General features: G+C 41.6%; 20 protein-coding genes and 1 riboswitch. Of the genes, 14 read left to right on the forward strand and 6 right to left on the reverse strand.

Going from position 1 to position 18,948, the window contains the following annotated elements:
• Positions 1-78 precede the first annotated feature (78 nt).
• The 3 genes from cls to pepF all read left to right on the forward strand — a co-directional run bounded on the left by cls (position 79) and on the right by pepF (position 4,963).
• A complete protein-coding gene (cls, locus tag NSQ76_RS06210; protein WP_024426475.1) occupies positions 79-1,599 on the forward strand; it encodes a cardiolipin synthase in 1,521 nt (506 codons plus the stop codon).
• A 162-nt stretch (positions 1,600-1,761) separates the two neighbouring features.
• Positions 1,762-2,922 carry a competence protein CoiA gene (locus NSQ76_RS06215; RefSeq protein WP_341053038.1) on the forward strand — a complete coding sequence of 387 codons (1,161 nt, stop codon included), beginning with the start codon at positions 1,762-1,764 and terminating at the stop codon, positions 2,920-2,922.
• Between the two features lie 214 nt (positions 2,923-3,136).
• The gene (pepF, locus tag NSQ76_RS06220) at positions 3,137-4,963 is read left to right on the forward strand and encodes an oligoendopeptidase F (protein WP_281733681.1); all 1,827 of its coding nucleotides are present in this window, start codon (positions 3,137-3,139) and stop codon (positions 4,961-4,963) included.
• A 104-nt stretch (positions 4,964-5,067) separates the two neighbouring features.
• Here the strand turns inward: pepF and NSQ76_RS06225 are convergent, their stop codons facing one another.
• The 5 genes from NSQ76_RS06225 to NSQ76_RS06245 form a co-directional block, all read right to left on the reverse strand.
• The gene (locus NSQ76_RS06225) at positions 5,068-5,241 is read right to left on the reverse strand and encodes a hypothetical protein (RefSeq protein WP_024425034.1); all 174 of its coding nucleotides are present in this window, start codon (positions 5,239-5,241) and stop codon (positions 5,068-5,070) included.
• Between the two features lie 295 nt (positions 5,242-5,536).
• Entirely contained in the window at positions 5,537-6,448 is a 912-nt protein-coding gene (locus NSQ76_RS06230; protein WP_024425033.1) for a ClpXP adapter SpxH family protein, read from the reverse strand.
• Positions 6,445-6,843 (reverse strand): globin domain-containing protein, encoded by a 399-nt coding sequence (locus tag NSQ76_RS06235; protein WP_341053041.1) that lies wholly within the window; start codon positions 6,841-6,843, stop codon positions 6,445-6,447. Before NSQ76_RS06235 ends, NSQ76_RS06230 begins: the two co-directional genes overlap by 4 nt.
• A gap of 275 nt (positions 6,844-7,118) precedes the next feature.
• Positions 7,119-7,886, reverse strand: a complete 768-nt coding sequence (locus NSQ76_RS06240) for a lytic transglycosylase domain-containing protein (RefSeq protein ID WP_024425031.1) — start codon at positions 7,884-7,886, stop codon at positions 7,119-7,121.
• Between the two features lie 21 nt (positions 7,887-7,907).
• Positions 7,908-8,486 carry a CYTH domain-containing protein gene (locus NSQ76_RS06245; RefSeq protein WP_341053044.1) on the reverse strand — a complete coding sequence of 193 codons (579 nt, stop codon included), beginning with the start codon at positions 8,484-8,486 and terminating at the stop codon, positions 7,908-7,910.
• Positions 8,487-8,723: 237 nt separating this feature from the next.
• Between NSQ76_RS06245 and NSQ76_RS06250 the strand changes: the two genes are divergently transcribed.
• From NSQ76_RS06250 to NSQ76_RS06265, 4 genes are all read left to right on the forward strand, one after another.
• A complete protein-coding gene (locus NSQ76_RS06250) occupies positions 8,724-9,089 on the forward strand; it encodes a UPF0738 family protein (RefSeq protein WP_024425029.1) in 366 nt (121 codons plus the stop codon).
• Positions 9,090-9,122: 33 nt separating this feature from the next.
• Positions 9,123-9,752, forward strand: coding sequence for a GTP pyrophosphokinase (locus tag NSQ76_RS06255; RefSeq protein WP_024425028.1), 630 nt, complete (start codon positions 9,123-9,125; stop codon positions 9,750-9,752).
• Between the two features lie 63 nt (positions 9,753-9,815).
• A complete protein-coding gene (locus tag NSQ76_RS06260) occupies positions 9,816-10,616 on the forward strand; it encodes an NAD kinase (protein ID WP_003211364.1) in 801 nt (266 codons plus the stop codon).
• A gap of 8 nt (positions 10,617-10,624) precedes the next feature.
• Positions 10,625-11,527, forward strand: coding sequence for an RluA family pseudouridine synthase (locus NSQ76_RS06265; protein WP_034621762.1), 903 nt, complete (start codon positions 10,625-10,627; stop codon positions 11,525-11,527).
• Positions 11,528-11,568: 41 nt separating this feature from the next.
• Here the strand turns inward: NSQ76_RS06265 and prpE are convergent, their stop codons facing one another.
• On the reverse strand, positions 11,569-12,312 hold the full coding sequence (gene prpE, locus NSQ76_RS06270) for a bis(5'-nucleosyl)-tetraphosphatase PrpE (RefSeq protein ID WP_024426469.1): 744 nt from the start codon (positions 12,310-12,312) through the stop codon (positions 11,569-11,571).
• Positions 12,313-12,473: 161 nt separating this feature from the next.
• Here prpE and NSQ76_RS06275 point away from each other — a divergent pair, with 161 nt between their 5' ends.
• The 7 genes from NSQ76_RS06275 to NSQ76_RS06305 all read left to right on the forward strand — a co-directional run bounded on the left by NSQ76_RS06275 (position 12,474) and on the right by NSQ76_RS06305 (position 18,943).
• Positions 12,474-14,315, forward strand: coding sequence for a monovalent cation:proton antiporter family protein (locus tag NSQ76_RS06275; RefSeq protein WP_286099040.1), 1,842 nt, complete (start codon positions 12,474-12,476; stop codon positions 14,313-14,315).
• A gap of 59 nt (positions 14,316-14,374) precedes the next feature.
• Positions 14,375-14,484, forward strand: a riboswitch (TPP riboswitch).
• A 78-nt stretch (positions 14,485-14,562) separates the two neighbouring features.
• Complete coding sequence (gene tenA, locus NSQ76_RS06280) at positions 14,563-15,273, forward strand: thiaminase II (RefSeq protein ID WP_024425024.1); 711 nt, start codon at positions 14,563-14,565, stop codon at positions 15,271-15,273.
• Positions 15,248-15,865, forward strand: coding sequence for a thiazole tautomerase TenI (gene tenI / locus NSQ76_RS06285; RefSeq protein ID WP_171464151.1), 618 nt, complete (start codon positions 15,248-15,250; stop codon positions 15,863-15,865). The genes tenA and tenI overlap by 26 nt, the downstream gene beginning before the upstream one ends.
• Positions 15,849-16,961, forward strand: coding sequence for a glycine oxidase ThiO (gene thiO, locus NSQ76_RS06290; protein ID WP_025093415.1), 1,113 nt, complete (start codon positions 15,849-15,851; stop codon positions 16,959-16,961). Before tenI ends, thiO begins: the two co-directional genes overlap by 17 nt.
• Positions 16,958-17,161 carry a sulfur carrier protein ThiS gene (thiS, locus tag NSQ76_RS06295; protein ID WP_024426466.1) on the forward strand — a complete coding sequence of 68 codons (204 nt, stop codon included), beginning with the start codon at positions 16,958-16,960 and terminating at the stop codon, positions 17,159-17,161. The genes thiO and thiS overlap by 4 nt, the downstream gene beginning before the upstream one ends.
• 4 nt (positions 17,162-17,165) lie before the next feature.
• A complete protein-coding gene (locus NSQ76_RS06300) occupies positions 17,166-17,933 on the forward strand; it encodes a thiazole synthase (protein ID WP_025093416.1) in 768 nt (255 codons plus the stop codon).
• Positions 17,930-18,943: a thiazole biosynthesis adenylyltransferase ThiF gene (locus NSQ76_RS06305; protein WP_263905375.1), complete on the forward strand. Its 1,014-nt coding sequence runs from the start codon at positions 17,930-17,932 to the stop codon at positions 18,941-18,943. Before NSQ76_RS06300 ends, NSQ76_RS06305 begins: the two co-directional genes overlap by 4 nt.
• Positions 18,944-18,948 lie beyond the last annotated feature (5 nt).

The raw sequence follows: 18,948 nt of genomic DNA on the forward strand, positions 1-18,948 counted from the left end.
AAGTCGATTTCTATAGAGGAATCGGCTTTTTTATCTGAATGAATAGGTAAATAAAGAGATCGGCAAGGAGAAAAATAAATGAGAAATGTAGTCAAAGTTCTATTTTTTCTAATCATTACGATAGGTGCTTATTTAATCATCCAATTGATTGTCGGTGATTTAGCGGTAAGTGTATTAAGTTCTGTCAGTGTTCTGTTTACGTTATCGATTATTTTCATCGGATTTGTTATTTTCTTGGAGAACCGGAATCCGTCTCAAACGATTACATGGCTTGTCCTGCTTGGCAGCTTTCCGTTATTCGGCTTTTTGTTCTACATTTTCTTTGGACGCAATATTAAAAAGCGCCGGCTGTTTGAAAAGAAGGCGGTATTGGACGAGAAGTTAATCCAGGAAGATGAAAGTATCCATAGAGAAGCAATTGAAAAAATGACGCATATGGGTGATCATCAGCAGCTCTTATTTAAGCTGGCCCACAGACTTGGACATACTCCTATTACATATCGCACGTCCTCTAAAGTCTTAACCAATGGTGAAGAAACATTCTCTCATATTTTTGAAGAGATTAAAAAAGCAACACATCACATTCATTTAGAATATTACATTCTCCGCCACGATGACCTTGGCCAAGAATTAAAGGACATTCTCATTGAAAAAGCGAAAAATGGCGTGATTGTCCGCTTTTTATATGACGATGTAGGAAGCTTAAATCTCTCCCGTCAATATATTGCTGACCTAGAAAAGGCTGGCGTTCAGATCGTTCCGTTTTTACCAGTAAGGCTCCCCCTTTTAAATAATAAAATCAACTTCCGAAATCATAGAAAAATTGTCGTAATTGATGGGGAAGTGGGATTTGTCGGCGGGCTTAACATTGGAGACGAATACATGGGCAGAAGCAGACAATATGGATTCTGGCGTGATACTCATTTGATGATTAAGGGCGAAGCTGTTCGTGACCTCCAGCAGATTTTCATGCAGGATTGGTATTATATGACGAATGAAAGATGCTCAGGTGTGGACTATTTCAAAGATTTCAGCCACCTTGAGAGTACAACAGAAGGCGTACAAATGATTGCTGGCGGGCCTGACAAGCAGTGGGAGGTCATTAAAAATCTCTTTTTCTCCATGATCATCTCCGCCAAAAAGTCCATCTGGATCGCTTCACCGTATTTTGTGCCGGATGATGATATTTTGTCCGCATTGAAAATTGCCGCATTGAGCGGAGTAGATGTACGGATTATTGCTCCAAAGAATCCAGATAAACGGATTGTTTTCCATGCGTCTCGTTCATACTTCCCGGAGCTTCTTGACGCAGGGGCAAAGGTGTACGAGTATGATCAAGGCTTTATGCATAGTAAATTTATTATTGTGGATAGCGAGCTGGCTTCGATAGGAACGGCAAACATGGATATGAGAAGCTTTCATTTGAACTTTGAAGTGAATGCCTTCCTCTATAAAACAAAAAGCACTGAGAAGCTCGTCAACGATTTCTTAGGTGATTTAGAGCAGTCACATGAAATTGTTCCAGAAGAGTTTGCAAAGAGACCTTTGGGGGTCAGACTGTTTGAATCAACAGCAAGATTATTATCACCACTTTTATAAAAATTGTATTTTCCCCCTTTTCTATAAGGGGGATTTTTAATTTTCCTGAAGAGATGATTATTAAAATCATCTTTTGACACGGTAAAAATTCATTTTGCCTTTTCGCTTCCTTATAGACGAACAAGCTATAATACGGTCATCAAAGAGCGAGGGGCGAACTGAATGAATACAGCAATTATGGATAACGGTAAGCTTATCCGAATGACACATCATTTATCGAAAAGCCGTCTTGAGCATGTAAGAACGACGTGCAAATTTTATTGTCCTGAGTGCAGGGAGGAGGTGCAATTAAAGCTAGGGGAGCATCGTGTCTATCATTTTGCGCATAAACAGCTGACAGCATGTCCGTTAGCCTCTGGCGAAACGGCTTATCATCAGGCGGGAAAGAAAGCTATTGTGAATTGGCTGAAGGGGCTTGGACATAAACCGGCGCTGGAAAAGTATATGTCAAAGATTCATCAGCGTCCTGATGTGACCGTCTCTATAGGAAATGAAACTTATGCCATTGAATTTCAATGTGCAAATATTTCCCGGCAAGAGCTTCGCAGAAGAACAGCAGGTCTCCGCGAGGCAGGGCTCTTTCCCATATGGATGATAGGGGCAAATCGTTTAAACCGAAAATCTGCCCAGCTTTTTTCTTTCTGCTCCATTCATTGGGGAATTTTAAGGGAATCAGAGGAAAGGCGGTTGATTTTTTTCTGCCCGATCCAGAATAGGTTCATCCATCTTGATCAATTCCTTGTTTTTCAATCAACGAAAATATGTGCGGCAATGACTGTCAGACCACCTTCAGCATACCGCGAAATTCCGGCATTTCTATCTCCGCCTTCAAGCAAGCGTCAAGTAAACCAACAATGGATTAAATGTATACAGCAATTTAGGTTGCGTCCTCCTCGAATTTTATCAAATGAAAGCAAACGTTTGAGAGATATTTTTTATGAGCATCATCAAACAGCATTCCCTTTTTTGCCAACTGAATTATTTATTCCAGTGCAAGAAGCGTATATTTTTACAAGTCCCGTGTATGTTTGGCAGGGGTGTCTCTATGATTGGATGATGAGGAAAAAAGGAAGCGGAAGAGTGACAATTCAGCAGCTAATGATGGAAATCAATCGATGTGTGCAAATGAAAGAAGTGAAACTCCGATATGGCGATGTTTCAAGAGAAGAAATAAAAGAGGTGGTCACTGCATATGTAAATGCGCTTGTAAGACAAGGGTTTTTACATATGACGAAAGAGGGTAATTATGAAGTATCGTCGAATCAAATGCCAATACGAACACTAGATGAAGTGTTAAAACGAGATGCTTTCTTATTTCATTAGCATGTTTCATAACCACTTTGATCATGATAAGAAAAAGGTGGTGCTGCTATTGAATCAAAAGAAACGCTTTTTTCTCATTTTTTTAGTCTGTTTGGTATTTATTTCTGCATATGATTTGACAAATATAGTTCAAAACAAAGAAGATAAATACAACACCAATTTCTTTCACTTTCCGAAAGGTTGGTTCAACACAACTCAAGCAAGGGGGATTCATATGACTTCACAAAACAAAAACAATCATCTACCAGACAGAAGCGAAGTAAAAGAAGAAAACAAATGGCGTCTTGAAGATATTTTTGAAAGCGTCGATGCATGGAACAAGGAATTCGAAGCGGTCAAAAAAGAAATTCCGAAGCTGGCTCAGTTTAAAGGCAAGCTGGCCCATTCTGCTGATGTCCTGTATGAAGCCCTAACCTTTCAGGATCAACTTTCTGAAAAGCTTGGCAAGCTTTATACATATGCGCACATGAAATACGATGAAGATACAACGAACTCATCATTTCAGGCGTTAAATGATAAGGCATCAAATCTATTTACACAGCTGTCTAGTACATCTGCTTATATTGTTCCAGAGATTTTATCGATTCAAGAAGATAAATTGCAGCAATTCATACTAGAAAAAGAAGAATTAAAACTGTACTCACATGCTCTCGAAGAAATTAATAAAGAGCGTCCACATATTTTAAGTGAGGAGCAAGAAGCTTTATTAGCTGAGGCCTCTGAACCACTTTCATCTTCATCTACTACTTTTAGTATGTTTAACAACGCCGACATTTCTTTTCCTTCTGTAAAGGATGAGAATGGGGAGGAAAAGAAGATTACCCACGGCAACTTTATCACATTTTTAAATAGTGATGATCGTGAAGTGAGAAAGAATGCCTTTAAAGCTGTGTATAAAACGTATGATCAGTATAAGAATACACTTGCTTCTACACTGAGCGGTTCAATTAAGAAGGATAATTTTTATGCAAAAGTACGAAATTACAAATCGGCAAGAGAAGCGGCATTATCACGAAACAGCATCCCGGAAGAAGTGTATGACAATCTAATTGATACAGTTCATCAATATTTACCGTTATTACACCGTTATATTGAATTACGTAAAAAGGTATTAAAGCTTGATGAAGTGCACAATTACGACTTGTACACACCACTTGTGAAAGATGCTGGCATGAAGCTCACCTACGATGAAGCAAAGGATTATATGCTGAAAGGGTTAGCCCCATTAGGAGAAGAATATGTGTCCGTGTTAAAAGAAGGACTCGAAAATCGCTGGGTAGACGTTTATGAGAATAAAGGGAAACGAAGCGGTGCTTATTCATCTGGGAGCTATGGTACAAATCCATATATCCTCATGAACTGGCAAAATAACATTGATAATTTGTTTACACTGGCTCATGAATTTGGGCATTCTGTACACAGCTACTATACAAGAAAGCACCAGCCATATCCGTATGGAAACTACAGTATCTTTGTAGCGGAAGTGGCTTCCACTACAAATGAGGCGTTACTAGGTGAATACCTGCTTAATCATTTAGACGATAAAAAGCAGCGTTTGTATGTATTAAACCACTTGTTAGAAGGATTTAGAGGAACGGTATTTAGACAAACGATGTTTGCTGAGTTTGAGCATCTTATTCATGTGAAAGCACAAGAAGGAGAGGCTTTAACGCCAGAATTTATGACGAACCTTTATTATGACCTGAACAAGAAGTACTTTGGTGACGGTATGGTGGTTGATAAGGAAATCGGATTAGAGTGGACGAGAATCCCTCATTTCTATTACAACTATTATGTGTATCAATACGCGACAGGCTATAGTGCGGCGCAGGCATTAAGCAAGCAAATATTACAAGAAGGAAAACCAGCGGTAGAGCGCTACACCGATTTCCTTAAAGCAGGAAGCTCTGATTATCCAATCAATGTGCTGAAAAAAGCAGGGGTTGATATGGCTTCTAAAGAACCAATCGAAGCAGCATGTCAATTGTTCGAAGAAAAACTAAAAGAAATGGAAGAGCTCATCTCCAAAACAGGTGAGTAATGAAAAGACTTCTGTCAGACGTGTGAGTGCTATCTCATCTTTTGACAGGAGTTTTTTTCTCATAAAAAAAGACCTCTTCAGATGTCGAGGCCGTTCCATGTCAATCATCCTTTAAAACCTCTAAAGGTCTTACGGTGATTCATTCGATAAAGCGTAAAAAGAATCGAAGCAAATAAGAGTGGAGACGTCAAATAAAGAGGAAGCATCTTCATTAAGCCTAATATATTTAAAAAGAAACATAAGCCAATGGCAACAAGTCCAATAGTTGTGCTGCGCATGCAGATCCCCCCATTTTTTTGTTACTTTTACTATATGAAAGTGACAACCCTCTTATGTTTTGTGACAAAAATATGAACATATAGTATATCTGTTGTCATAAGTCGACAAAATTTGATATACTACAGATGTGAAATTAATCACATACAAACATTACCCCTTTGTTTGACCGTGAAAAATTTCTCCCATCCCCTTTGTTGTCGTTAAGACATAGTGAAACCGCGCTTATCCCGGCGCGGTTTCTTCGTATTTATAAACAGAACGAATGTTCCTAGTGGAGGTAAAGAAAAACATGGGTCAGCACCCATGTTCATTTTCACAGCGATAGACATCAAGATCTGTATGGTGGTCATTCTCTTTATAGCGCCAAAACATTTCTTGCTGCACTTGGACACGTTCTACCTTTTGAGCGAAAGCCAGCTTCTTCATTTCTCGTTCAACTTCTTCAAGCGTCAGGTCATAGACAACGGCTATCTCTTTTGCGGAAGCAAATTGAAAGTAAGCAATAAACCATTCAATTGGAGGCCGTTCTGATGGTGTTGGTTTTTCACCAATCATTTCAAAAAGGATTTCTTCGTAAATATCATAAGAGTAGGCACCTGAAATTTTTAATCCTTCGTCTCCATTTACGGTATTAAAAAAGGCGAAGGTCGGAAGCTCAGATACGTCCATTTCTGCTGCAATTTTCATATCACATTGCAGTGCTTTCACAGCACTTTGAGAATGAATGTCGCGCTGGAATTCCTCGATGTCCAGTCCAGCACTTTTTGCATTTTCTATCAGCACCTGCTCACTTGTGACATCTTGCTGATGGCAAAAAAGTGATTCTTGAATGAGACGCAAAAACTTCATTCCGCATTTTCTGCCTTGAAGCTCCGCTGCTTTTAGTGCGAGTGAGGCGAGGTAAGGTGATGTCACAATTTGTTCAGACAGCATTTGTTCTTTTTTGGTCTGCGTTTTAGTGGCAAATTTCCCCCATGCTTCAGTCAGTAAATGTTTCTTTCTTTTCCGATTCAAAGCATTAATACTAGAACTTGTTACCGTTCGTAAAGTGAAAAAACGGCCATATTTCATTTTCAACTTTTTAATGGACGGCTCTAATAACCAGCAGTCTGGGCTTAGAGGATCAATGAATACATAGATTTCAATCGGCTTTTGAGGATGTCCGTGACAGTGTGAGAAATATTGATCGTGCGTATTGCAGCTCAAGATCGTCCATCCTTTTCAGGTGTTTGGTTGACCATATGACGAGCCGTCAGAGAAAGCCGTTCAAATAAAAAGTCACGAATATCGCCGGTTAATTCTACTTGATCCATTGCATCCTCCATGCATTCAAGCCATGCGTCAGCCCGCTCCTCAGTAATCGGAAAAGGGAGATGTCTCGCCCGCAGCATTGGGTGGCCATGCTCTTCTGTATAAAGCGGTGGTCCGCCTAAATATTGCGTTAAAAATTGTTTTTGTTTTCTTGCTGTTTCTTTTAAGTCATCCGGGAAAATAGGATGAAGCAAAGGATGACACTTTACATTTTCATAAAAAGTATCAACAAGTTGCGATAGAAGTTCCTCTCCAACCGCTTCGTAAGGTGCGTTAAACGATTGTACCATGTTGACTACTCCTTTTACTCGTAGTTAATAGGATGACTCATCCTATTGCGCATTTCATTTATTTCAAAAGTGATATTCAGTTTGTTCTATTTTATTGTTTCTATTCTTGTACTTATTTTAACAACCTCATCTCAATTCCACAAACAAACCGCTTTGGTCTGCTCGAAATAAAGAGAGAATCGGGTTCTGTGATCAATTGACCATATCATAACACATTCAGTCAAAAAAGGGGGAAAAGCGACATACAAAAAACCGAAGAGGTTATTCTCTTCGGTTTAAGCGAAATATTGAGCTGTGATTTTCTTTACATAATTTTGTGTTTCTTTAAATGGAGGAATGCCTCCGTATTTATCTACATTTCCTGAGCCTGCATTATAGGCAGCTAAGGCGAGTGAGATATTCCCGTTATATTTATTGAGCATTTGTTTTAAATACTTCGTTCCGCCTTCAATGTTTTGGGACGCATCAAAAGCATTGTTGACGCCAAGTGATTTAGCAGTAGATGGCATGAGCTGCATGAGTCCAAGCGCACCTGCATGGCTGACAGCATTTGTGCGGTAGCCGGATTCCTGCTTGATGACCGCGTGAATCAGTTTTTCGGGAACGCCATGCTTTTGAGCCATTTGTGACACGATTTGATTAATCTCTTTTGATGATGAGCCGCTGGAGACAGCCTTTTGAAGCGGCGGCGTGTAGCTGTTGTTTAAGACATTTCCAATGCCATTCGCTGTATTTAATTGGTTGTCATTTGCATACAAAGATTGAGCCTCAAGCTGATCACTGCCGGAAGTGGCAGATAAATATGGGTTTGTACGCGCATATTGCGTGTTCGGAGCCGTTGATGGGTCCGTGCCCATAAAAGCAGAGATGGAAAGCGGGAGACGTGATAATTCTGATCCGCCTAAAAAATCTTGCAGCAGCGACTGAAATGAAGCTTGGGCATTCGATTCTTGACCCGCAGACATTTGCGTTTGTGCTGGATCTGTCTGTAACGTTTTAAGCGCTTGAAGCTGCATAAAGGATTGAAGTTGATTGACGTTCATCATGTTCCTCCTTCAAGGAATTCATCTATTCTGTGTTTTCATTTTTTCTTCATAAAAACGAACGACTTTGTTTTTCGTGTTTCGTACTGGAATATGAAATTTGCGGAGCAATGCGGAGAAAGCGGCTTGTCCGATTTCCAGGTCGCTCACTTCAAATTCAAGTTCATAGTCCTCTACTGTTAAATATCGGCTGTGATCCAAAACAATTAAGCCTTCTTGAATCATTTTTTCTGCTCTTGACGTTTCAAGTGAACCAAAGTACACGATTTGATCCTTTTGAATGTTCAGGTGGTCTAATCTGTCCGCAACTTCACCATCTGGCAGCTCAAAATCGTCAAGTTGAGTTGGGGGAGCGATCGTTTGGTGGGTTTCGAGCAAGCCTATTTCGTGAGGTTCCTTTAATGTGAGCACCCATTGACCGTTTTTTTCTCTCATTCTTAATGCAGCCAATTGAGATTTTATATTAAATTGAGGTGTATCAAAATAATAGTTGGTTTGCGTGTGGAAATCCGCATCCTTCAATTGAAAATGCTGTTTCAGCTGTTCAAATTCTTCTTTCATTAATAATTGCTTTAGTTCGATTTCAATTTCCTGTGCCATTTTGACATCAACCTTTCATTAGAGGAAATATGATTATTGTACATGAAGTGTGTTCACCATGTAAAAGACTGTTTTTTTCTCTCTATTTTCAATTTAGGTATGGACCAAAATGAATGAAGAATCTTGGGAAAGGGTCATTTAAAAGAGAAAAACAGGATTTTCTCAAAAAGTTCGGTTTATCAATATTGAACTTGATATGATAAAATAAAGCTGTACTTTGTTGTAAAGGAGATCATGATGCAAAACAGAATTGAAATCACAGAAGCAACTTTAAAAGAAGACAGGCTGATTTTGACAATCCAGTCAGAAGAGCAAATTCAAAAAGCAAAAGCATCAGGACAAATGCTTGTTGATTCTGATCACTTTGCGTTCGTTTACATACTTGAAACCGAGGAGTCCTTTTCGTATCTTATTTTAGGGGAACATACATGGGCTCCATTAAAAGAAGCAATGAATCGTGACATCCCTGTCTATTTGGCATCGGATGAATATTCGCTGGAACTCATTCAGCTTCAACAGGAATTACATTATTTAATCGACAATATTAAAGACAATGCCAATTACGGAGATATGGAAGAGAAAGTGAAAAGCACATTCCTCTGAAATAATTAGGTATATGGAATTGGGGGAAGTTTCATGGACAAAAAACAATGGGATCAATTCCTCGCACCGTATAAACAAGCAGTCGAAGAATTAAAAGTGAAACTAAAAGGCATTCGAAAGCTGTATGAATTCGAGGATGACCATTCACCAGTAGAATTTGTCACAGGCCGAGTGAAACCCGTTGCCAGCATATTAGAAAAGGCAAAGCGTAAAAACATCCCGATGCATGAGATTGAAACGATGCAGGATATTGCTGGGCTTCGCATTATGTGCCAGTTTGTAGAAGATATACAAGTCGTGAAAAAAATGCTCCAGTCACGTAAAGATTTTGTGGTTGTAGATAAACGCGACTATATTGCAGAACATAAAGAAAGCGGATACCGCTCTTACCACCTTGTTGTGTTATATCCGCTGCAAACCGTAAGTGGAGAGAAACAGCTCCTCGTCGAAATCCAAATTCGTACGCTTGCGATGAACTTTTGGGCGACCATTGAGCATTCTCTGAATTATAAATATAGCGGGAATATCCCGGAGAAGGTCAAGCTGCGCCTTCAAAGAGCATCTGAGGCAGCATCTCGTCTCGATGAAGAAATGTCCGAAATCAGAGGGGAAATTCAAGAAGCACAAGTGGCATTTTCCCGGAAAAAGAAAAACGACAGCTGAGCCAGTTTGATCAAATATGATGCTGCCCTCTCATAGCAGCAAGGTGAAAAAGGAGAAGAATTCATGAAATTTGCAGTTTCTTCAAAAGGGAATTCTGTATCTGACACGCTCAAAAGTAAAATTCAGACCTACTTATTGGATTTTGGTATGGAACTAAATGAAGAGGAACCGGATCTTGTCATTACGGTTGGTGGAGACGGCACCCTTCTTTATGCGTTTCACCGTTATAGCGACCGTCTAAATGAAACAGCTTTTGTCGGTGTTCATACAGGTCATCTTGGCTTCTATGCTGACTGGGTGCCGAGTGAAATTGAAAAACTCGTCTTAGCCATTGCGAAAACGCCTTATCATATTGTGGAATATCCGATCTTAGAAGTCATTGTCAGATACAACGACGGCGGCAGAGAAGAGAAATATTTAGCAATGAATGAATGTACGATTAAAAGCATGGAAGGGACACTTGTAGCAGATGTTGAAATTAGAGGCCAGCTGTTTGAAACATTCAGAGGTGACGGCCTTTGTCTGTCTACACCATCTGGCAGTACGGCCTATAATAAGGCACTGGGTGGCGCCATTATTCATCCTTCTATTAGAGCCATTCAGCTGGCAGAAATGGCTTCAATCAACAACCGAGTGTTTCGGACGGTCGGTTCACCGCTTATTTTGCCTGACCATCATACTTGTGTGATTAAACCGAGGAATGATGTCGATTTTCAGGTGACCATTGATCATTTGACACTGCTTCATAAAGACGTCAAATCCATTCAATGCCGGGTGGCAGACGAGAATGTCCGTTTTGCCAGATTTAGACCGTTTCCGTTTTGGAAAAGGGTGCAAGATTCCTTTATCGGAAAAGGAGAATAAGAAAGAGGTTGTTCCCGCTGGAATACTTTACGTTAAACAAAACCATAACAGCCAAAGAAGAAGGGCTGCTTTTAAAGGAATATTTAATTGATCTTGGCATTTCGAAAAGAATGCTGACGGATATTAAGTTTGATGGCGGTGACCTCCTCATTAATGGAGAGCATGTTACCGTGAAGTGCGAGCTGCATGAAGGGGACAGACTCACCATTTTATTTCCCGAGGAAAAAGTGAGTGAAGGGCTGAAGCCTGCACCGATTCCACTTGATATTATATTTGAGGACGAGCATGTCCTTGTGCTGAATAAAAGGCCGTATATTCCTTCGATCCCTTCTCGGGAGCACCCTGCGCACAGTATTGCGAATGGATTACTGCATCATTATGCCAAGCAGTCTGTTCGGCATACGGTTCATTTGGTGAACCGTCTTGATCGTGATACATCTGGTGTCATGCTTGTGGCGAAGCATCGGTTTGCCCATAGCCTTTTATCAAAAGCGCAAAAAAGTGGAGCGGTTAAACGAACATACAGAGCCTTTACACATGGCATGATCACAGAAAAACATGGAACGATCGCTGCAAAAATTGCCCGAAAAGGGGATAGTATTATCGAGCGGATGGTTGATGATGCTGGGCAGGAGGCAGTAACGCATTATTCCGTGCGAGCGGTAATCGCTGAGTTGAACATGTCGGATGTGTCTCTCTCACTTGAAACCGGGAGAACACATCAAATTCGTGTGCATATGCAATTTCTTGGGCATCCGCTCATCGGAGATACGCTGTATGGCGGAACGACCGAGCGGATAGACCGGCAGGCACTGCATAGTGAAACCCTTGTGTTTCCTCATCCGATGACAGGTGAGCAAATGACTTTTTCAGCCCCGCTTCCTGATGATATGAAATCATTGCTTTTTTAAATAGAGAAACCCGGTCACCTGGAGCGCAGGACCGGGTTTTTTTATGATGTGAAATGCTGAAATCTAGAATCGTCATAAGGCATGGATGAAGGAACGGAGACCGTGTTAAGCTCAGGGTATGTGAGGGCAGACAGCTTGTTGCCAAATACGCAGCCTGTATCAATATTGACCGTTCTGCCAACGAATCGAGGTTCTTTCACTGGTGTATGGCCATACACAATCCACGGTTTTCCGTGATATTCCTTTGCCCAGTCCTTGCGAACAGGCCGTCCATCTGGCCATGTTTCTCCTGTGACGGCACCAAATAATAAATAGGACCGCATTTGTTTATTCGGCTTTTTTCCAATATCCTTTTCCTTCATCGCTGCGTGTGCAATGATCAGCTCATCAGGAATGAGTACATCATAAAGCGGAGCCTTCTCGAATAACTGCTTAAATTCATGTGACAATTTGTTTTGTTCATGGATTGGCAGTTTTTTTATTTCATTCACTGTGGTTTCGATGCCATGAAGCAATTTGACGGGATTTCCTTTTAAGTAGCGATAAAGCTTAAAGCAGTGGTTGCCAGGTACATAACGGATTGCGCCGTGTGAATAGGCATGAATGACAAATCGCATGACGTCTACTGACCGAGGTCCACGATCTGTTAGATCACCAACAAGGGCCAGCGTTCTCTTATCAGGATGGACGGGTAATCCATGTTTGAGTTCGTATCCTAGTTTGTGTATGAGGGTAAGCAGCTCTTCGTAGCAGCCATGGATATCACCAATAATATCGAATTTCATAAGGTTTCCTCCTGATTTTTTCATCCATTCATCGGATATAAAGAAGTTTGAATTTTAGAAAATATAACGAATGGCTTTCATTTCATTTGGGCAATTGTTAGAATCAATGCTTTAACGTAAGACTTAAAAAATTAAACATGAATGTTAGGAGGCTTTAGCCAATGGAGCATACATCTGTTTCATCACTCGTTGTCGTTATTATTGTCGCCTTTTTCACCCCTATTTTATTGCATCGATTTAAGCTGACCATTCCGGTCGTTGTAGCTGAAATCATCATGGGGCTCATCATTGGGAAAAGCGGTCTTCAACTGGTTGTCGAACATGATGCGTGGTTAGATACATTATCCATGCTCGGTTTTATTTTTCTGATGTTTTTAAGTGGACTTGAAATAGATTTTTCTTCTTTTGAGTCAAAGAAGAAAGCACGAGAACTTCCAAATGGTTTAAAAGAACCAAATACATTTAAAGCAGCCACCATGATTTTTCTTGGGGTATTTTGTATTTCCTTTATCCTGTCCTATGCGTTTGTACTCGCAGGGTTTATCCAAAATGCCTTTTTAATGACGCTCATTATCTCTACCATTTCATTAGGCGTAGTGGTGCCAACCTTAAAAGAGGAAAAGTTGATGCAGACGAATATCGGTCAAATCATTCTGCTTGTAGCTGTCATTGCCGATTTGGTTACGATGATTTTGCTTGCTGTGTTTTCCTCCATTTATGGAGATGGAACAGGGAACATGTGGCTCCTGCTCTTATTATTTGCTGCAGGCATTCTTCTTTATTTATTTGGCCGCGTATTTAAGACAAAGTCAATTTTTCAGTCGATGTCTAAAGGAACCGTGCAAATTGGGACAAGGGCAATCTTTACTCTCATTATAGTCTTAGTTGCCTTATCTGAATCACTCGGGGCTGAAAATATTCTAGGGGCGTTTTTAGCTGGTGTGCTTGTGTCCCTTCTTTCGCCAAATAAAGAACTCGTTCAGCAGCTGGACTCATTTGGCTACGGATTTTTAATCCCGATCTTTTTTGTGATGGTCGGAGTGGATCTGAATATATGGGCACTGTTTAAGGACCCGACGATTATGATCATGATTCCGCTTCTGTTTATTGCGCTGCTTATAAGTAAGCTCATCCCGATTCTTTATTTGAAAAAATGGTATGACATGAAAAAGGTCATTGGCTCCGGCTTTTTATTAACTTCAACTTTATCTCTCGTCATTGCAGCTGCGACGATTGGTGAGCGGCTCGGTGTCATTGATCATAAAATGTCAGGAGCGCTGATTTTAGTTGCTGTGCTAACGAGTATTTTAACACCTGTTTGGTTTAAAGCGCTGTTTAAAAAAGAACAAGCGGCAAGCCATAAGAAGCGTGTGACCTTTATTGGTGCAAATCAGCTGACTTTACCTGTCACACTTGATTTACATCAGGATGAATATGACATTCGGATTTTGCATGTGTTTCAAGAAAATAAGGAAGCACTGCTGGCAGACTCTATCTTTGAAGTCGAATCAATTGAACAATACGATGATGAGACGCTGAGAAAGGCAGGCGTCGGCCAAGAGGATGTCCTTGTCGTCGCAACAGGCAGTGAGACGAAAAATAAGGAAATTGCTTTATTTGCAAAAGAAGAAGGTTCAAAACAAGTCATTGCAAGTGTCAACAAAGCAGAGGCAGAGCTGACATTGAAGGAAGCGGGAATTGATACGTTTTCTACTTTCCTTTCATCTAAAACGGTGCTAAGAGCTTTGATTGAAGCACCTGATGCGATTCGATTGCTAACAAATGAGGATTCTTCTTTGTATCAAATTCAAATGAACAATCATCGTTATCATAATGTCATGCTAAGAGAATTTCCTTTCACCGGTGATTTGGTATTTGTTCGCATTTTTAGAGGGGTAGACAGCTTAGTACCGCATGGAGATACGACACTTAGAAGCGGCGACCGTGTGCTTGTATCGGGCTCCCGGGAGTATGTGGCAGGACTAAGAGCCCAATTAGAATGACAATGAACCCTTGACCAATGAACAATTCCTGATTAAGATAGAGGTACAACATCATATATTTGATCCACTAGGGGAGTCCTTTAAAAGGGCTGAGATAAAAGTGTCGACTTTTAGACCCTCATTACCTGAACAGGTTCATACCTGCGTAGGGAAGTGGTGCGGTTTTTGACTATGTTTTTTACAAATTCCAAGCCACTTTCCACGCGGAAAGTGGCTTTTTTATATGGAAAAACAGGAGGAGAGGAACATGACGTTTTCAACAGAATGTAAAGAGGCTGCAGCAACATGGTGGAATGGAAGCTTTACACATCCTTTTGTCAAAGGGATTGGAGATGGCACACTTTCACTCGATCGTTTCACCTATTACGTGATGCAGGATTCTTATTATTTAACTCATTTTGCAAAGGTGCAGGCATATGGAGCGGCGATAAGTGAGGACTTACATACGACGGGCAGAATGGCGTATCATGCCCAGGGCACGTATGAAGCAGAGCTGTCGCTGCATCGGAAATTTACAGAGCTTCTGCAAATTTCTGATGAAGCCATTGAGAACTTTAAGCCTTCTCCCACTGCTTATGCGTATACCTCTCATATGTACCGATCTGTAAAAAGCGGACGGTTTGAAGAGATTTTAGCCGCGCTATTACCGTGTTACTGGCTCTATTATGAGGTAGGTGAAAAGCTGAAACAAACAACACCTGACCATCCAATTTACCAAGAATGGATTTTGACATACGGAGGCGATTGGTTTAAGGAACTCGTCTTTGAACAAGTGAATCGCTTTGATGAACTAGCAGAAAAAGCACCAGACCATGTACGGGCCAATATGAAAGAAAATTTTGTGATTTCAAGCTATTACGAATATCACTTTTGGGAGATGGCGTATCAAAAAGAAATGTGGCAAACAGCATGCTTAGATGGGGTTGGTGCAAATGGAACTCCACGCAGTGACAAATGATTCCCTTCCTGCGGGTGAACTGATCAAACAAATAAAAGCCATAGCGTCTGAAGTGGATTTTATTCATATTCGGGAACGGTCTAAAACAGCAAGTGAGCTTGTTGATCTCGTGAAGAATCTCCTTTTAGAAGGTGTATCGAAAGAAAAGCTCGTGATCAATGACCGTGTAGACGTTGCACTGCTTACCAATATTCACAGGGTGCATCTCCCGGGCCACAGCTTTTCGCCAAAAGAACTGCGAAAAAAATTTCCTCACCTTCATGCGGGAGTATCTGTCCATTCGATAGAAGAAGCGAAAGCAGCAGAGAAAAATGGAGCAGAGTATGTCATGTTTGGGCACATATATGCTACCTCTTGTAAACCAGGACTTCAGGCAAGAGGTGTACATCTTGTGAAGAAACTGACTTCTGCACTAACGATTCCAGTGGTGGCCATCGGCGGGGTGACCCCAGAACGAGTTCCAGAATTGAAACAAGCAAATGTGAAAGGAATTGCTGTCATGTCTGGGATTTTTGCTCATCATCAGCCGCGTATGATGGCACAAGCATTTTCTGAAAAGGTAAAGGAGAATCCTTATGAAAAAGCATTATGACGTTGCAATCATTGGTGGTGGAATCATAGGGGTCTCCATCGCCTATCACCTTGCAAAAGCAGGAAAACAGGTGGTCTTATTTGAAGCGAATGAGATAGGGAAGCAAACGACAAGTGCGGCTGCCGGGATGCTCGGTGCACATGCTGAAGGAGAGGGTCATGAGGATGTTTTCTTTCAGGCAGGCAGAGCAAGCCAGGCATTGTACGAAAAATTAAAAGTCGATCTTCTGCATGAATCAGGCATTGATATTCGAACTTCAGCGGGCGGTATCATGAAGGTCGCCTTTACAGAAGAAGAGAAACAAGCCCTTTGCCGGATGCAGCATTTGTCTACATTTAAATGGCTTGACGCAAGCAGCGTAAAAAAATGCATGCCTCAAGTTACAGATCACATGCTGGGAGCAGGTTTGATTGAAGAGGATGTGCATGTGGAACCTTACGCTGTATGCAGGGCTTTATGGCAGGCGGCCGTCCGGTACGGGGCAGATGTGAAAGAGTGTACACCTGTGATCGAAGTGAAGCGGGACAAAGAAGCGTTAACTGTCAGAACAACGAAGGGCACATTCACATGTGATGACCTGACAGTCGCAAGTGGTGTATGGTCTGGCCGTTTTTTTGAAGAACTCGGATTATCGCATTCTCTTTATCCAGTAAAAGGGGAATGTGTGTCTGTATGGAATAATGGTCCGGCACTCGCACACACCATTTATCATGATCATTGTTATATCGTTCAGCGAGATAGTGGAAAGCTTGTCATCGGCGCAACAATGAAGCCAAACGAGTGGCAGGCTGTTCCAACGCTTGGCGGCATGGAAGCTGTGATTCAAAAGGCGTCTCAGCTTATGCCTTCTATTAAGGAGATGCCGATTGAAGAGTGCTGGGCAGGCCTTCGTCCGGCGACAAACGACCGGCATCCCTATATCGGAAGACATCCAGAAGACAAGCGTATTCTTTTTGCTGCAGGGCATTACAGGAATGGCATTTTACTTGCGCCGATTACTGGAGAAATCATTCGTGACCTGATATTAGGCGAACCTGTCAAAGAGGAATGGCTTCACGCGTTTCGTATTGGACGAAAGGAGGCACTATTCGTATGAAGATTCAATTGAATGGCAGAATCGTTGATTTCGATCAAGAGAATGGAACGATCTATGATCTGCTATCAGCCTATCAGCTTGAAAACCGTGTGGTGATCGTTGAAAAGAACCATGAAATCATTGATAAAGAAGCGTTTCAACAAGTAGAAATTCAACCAAATGACACGATTGAAATCGTTCATTTCGTAGGAGGAGGATGACCCAATGCTGCACATTGGCGGAAAAACATTCACATCAAGACTATTACTCGGAACAGGAAAGTACCCATCATTTGAGGTTCAAAAAGAAGCGGTGAACGTATCGGAAGCCGAAATTTTAACCTTTGCCGTCAGAAGAATGAACATATTCGAAGCATCTCAGCCTAATTTTTTGGAGCAGCTTGATTTATCAAAATATACGCTGCTTCCGAATACAGCTGGAGCAAGTACAGCAGAAGAGGCAGTGCGTATTGCCCGTTTAGCAAAGGCTTCTGGGCTTTGTGACATGATTAAGGTAGAAGTCATTGGCTGTTCAAGGTCTCTTTTGCCAGATCCAGTTGAAACATTAAAAGCATCTGAAATGCTGCTCGAAGAAGGATTTATCGTGCTGCCATATACATCTGATGATGTGGTGCTGGCAAGAAAATTAGAAGAACTCGGTGTCCATGCCATTATGCCTGGTGCTTCACCGATTGGTTCAGGCCAAGGCTTACTAAATCCTTTGAATCTCTCATTTATTATTGAGCAGGCGAAGGTGCCGGTCATTATTGATGCTGGCGTAGGTTCTCCGAAGGATGCAGCTTATGCGATGGAGCTTGGAGCAGACGCTGTATTACTAAATACCGCTGTCTCTGGTGCAAAGGATCCTGTGAAAATGGCAAAAGCAATGAAACTCGCGATTGAATCAGGAAGACTAGGCTATGAGGCAGGACGTATTCCGCTGAAAAACTATGGGACAGCGAGCAGTCCACAGGAAGGAATGCCGTCATTTTGAGCACTCGTTATTCACGCCAAGAGCTTTTTCAGCCAATCGGAACAGAGGGACAAAAGCGGCTAAATGACTCAAGGGCGGTCATTATTGGAGCGGGGGCACTTGGAACCGCAAGTGCTGAAATGCTCGTTCGTGCCGGCGTTGGATCTGTCACCATTTTGGACCGAGATTATATTGAATGGAGCAACCTTCAGCGTCAGCAGCTTTACACGGAGCAAGACGTGAAGGATCGGCTGCCAAAAGCTGTGGCGGCTGAAAAAAGACTCAAGCAAGTAAACAGTGACGTGCACATCAAAGGAATCGTAATCGATGTGACTGCTCACAATATTGACGAACTTGTCAGTGGGGCTTCAATCATTGTCGATGCAGCGGATAATTTTGAGGTAAGAATGATCGCCAATGATGCCGCTGTCAAACATCAAATTCCGTTCCTTTATGGGGCCTGTGTCGCCAGTTATGGCATTCAATTCACAGTGATCCCTGGTGAGACGCCGTGTTTACACTGTCTGCTTGAACATTTGCCTGCACAAGGCATGACATGTGATACAGCAGGTATCATTAGTCCAGTTGTGCAGCAGGTAGCCGCATATCAAGTGGCAGATGCACTTAAATATTTAACAGGACATCAAGTGACGCCAATTTTAAAATCCTTCGATTTATGGAAAAATGAACGCTCTGACATTCGGTCGGCCGCGTCTTTAAAGAAGAAGCAATGTCCAAGCTGTGGACTGAAGACCTATCCATTTCTTTCATATGACAAGAGAGCGAAGGCAGATGTACTATGCGGCCGCAATACGGTACAAATCCGCAGTGCAGCAGAAACACCGCCGCCTTTACATGAAGTAGCTCTTCGGTTAAAGAAAGCAGGAATGGATGTGCTTGAGAATCCATATTTGCTTTCGTGTCAAAAGGATGAGTTTAAGCTTGTCTTATTTAAAGATGGCAGAGCGCTTGTACATGGTACGAATGATATTGCCAAAGCAAGAACCATTTATCATCAATGGATTGGCTAATGAGA

The organism is Bacillus sp. FSL M8-0256 (genome assembly GCF_038005765.1).
Taxonomy (GTDB): Bacteria; Bacillota; Bacilli; order Bacillales; family Bacillaceae; genus Bacillus; species Bacillus safensis.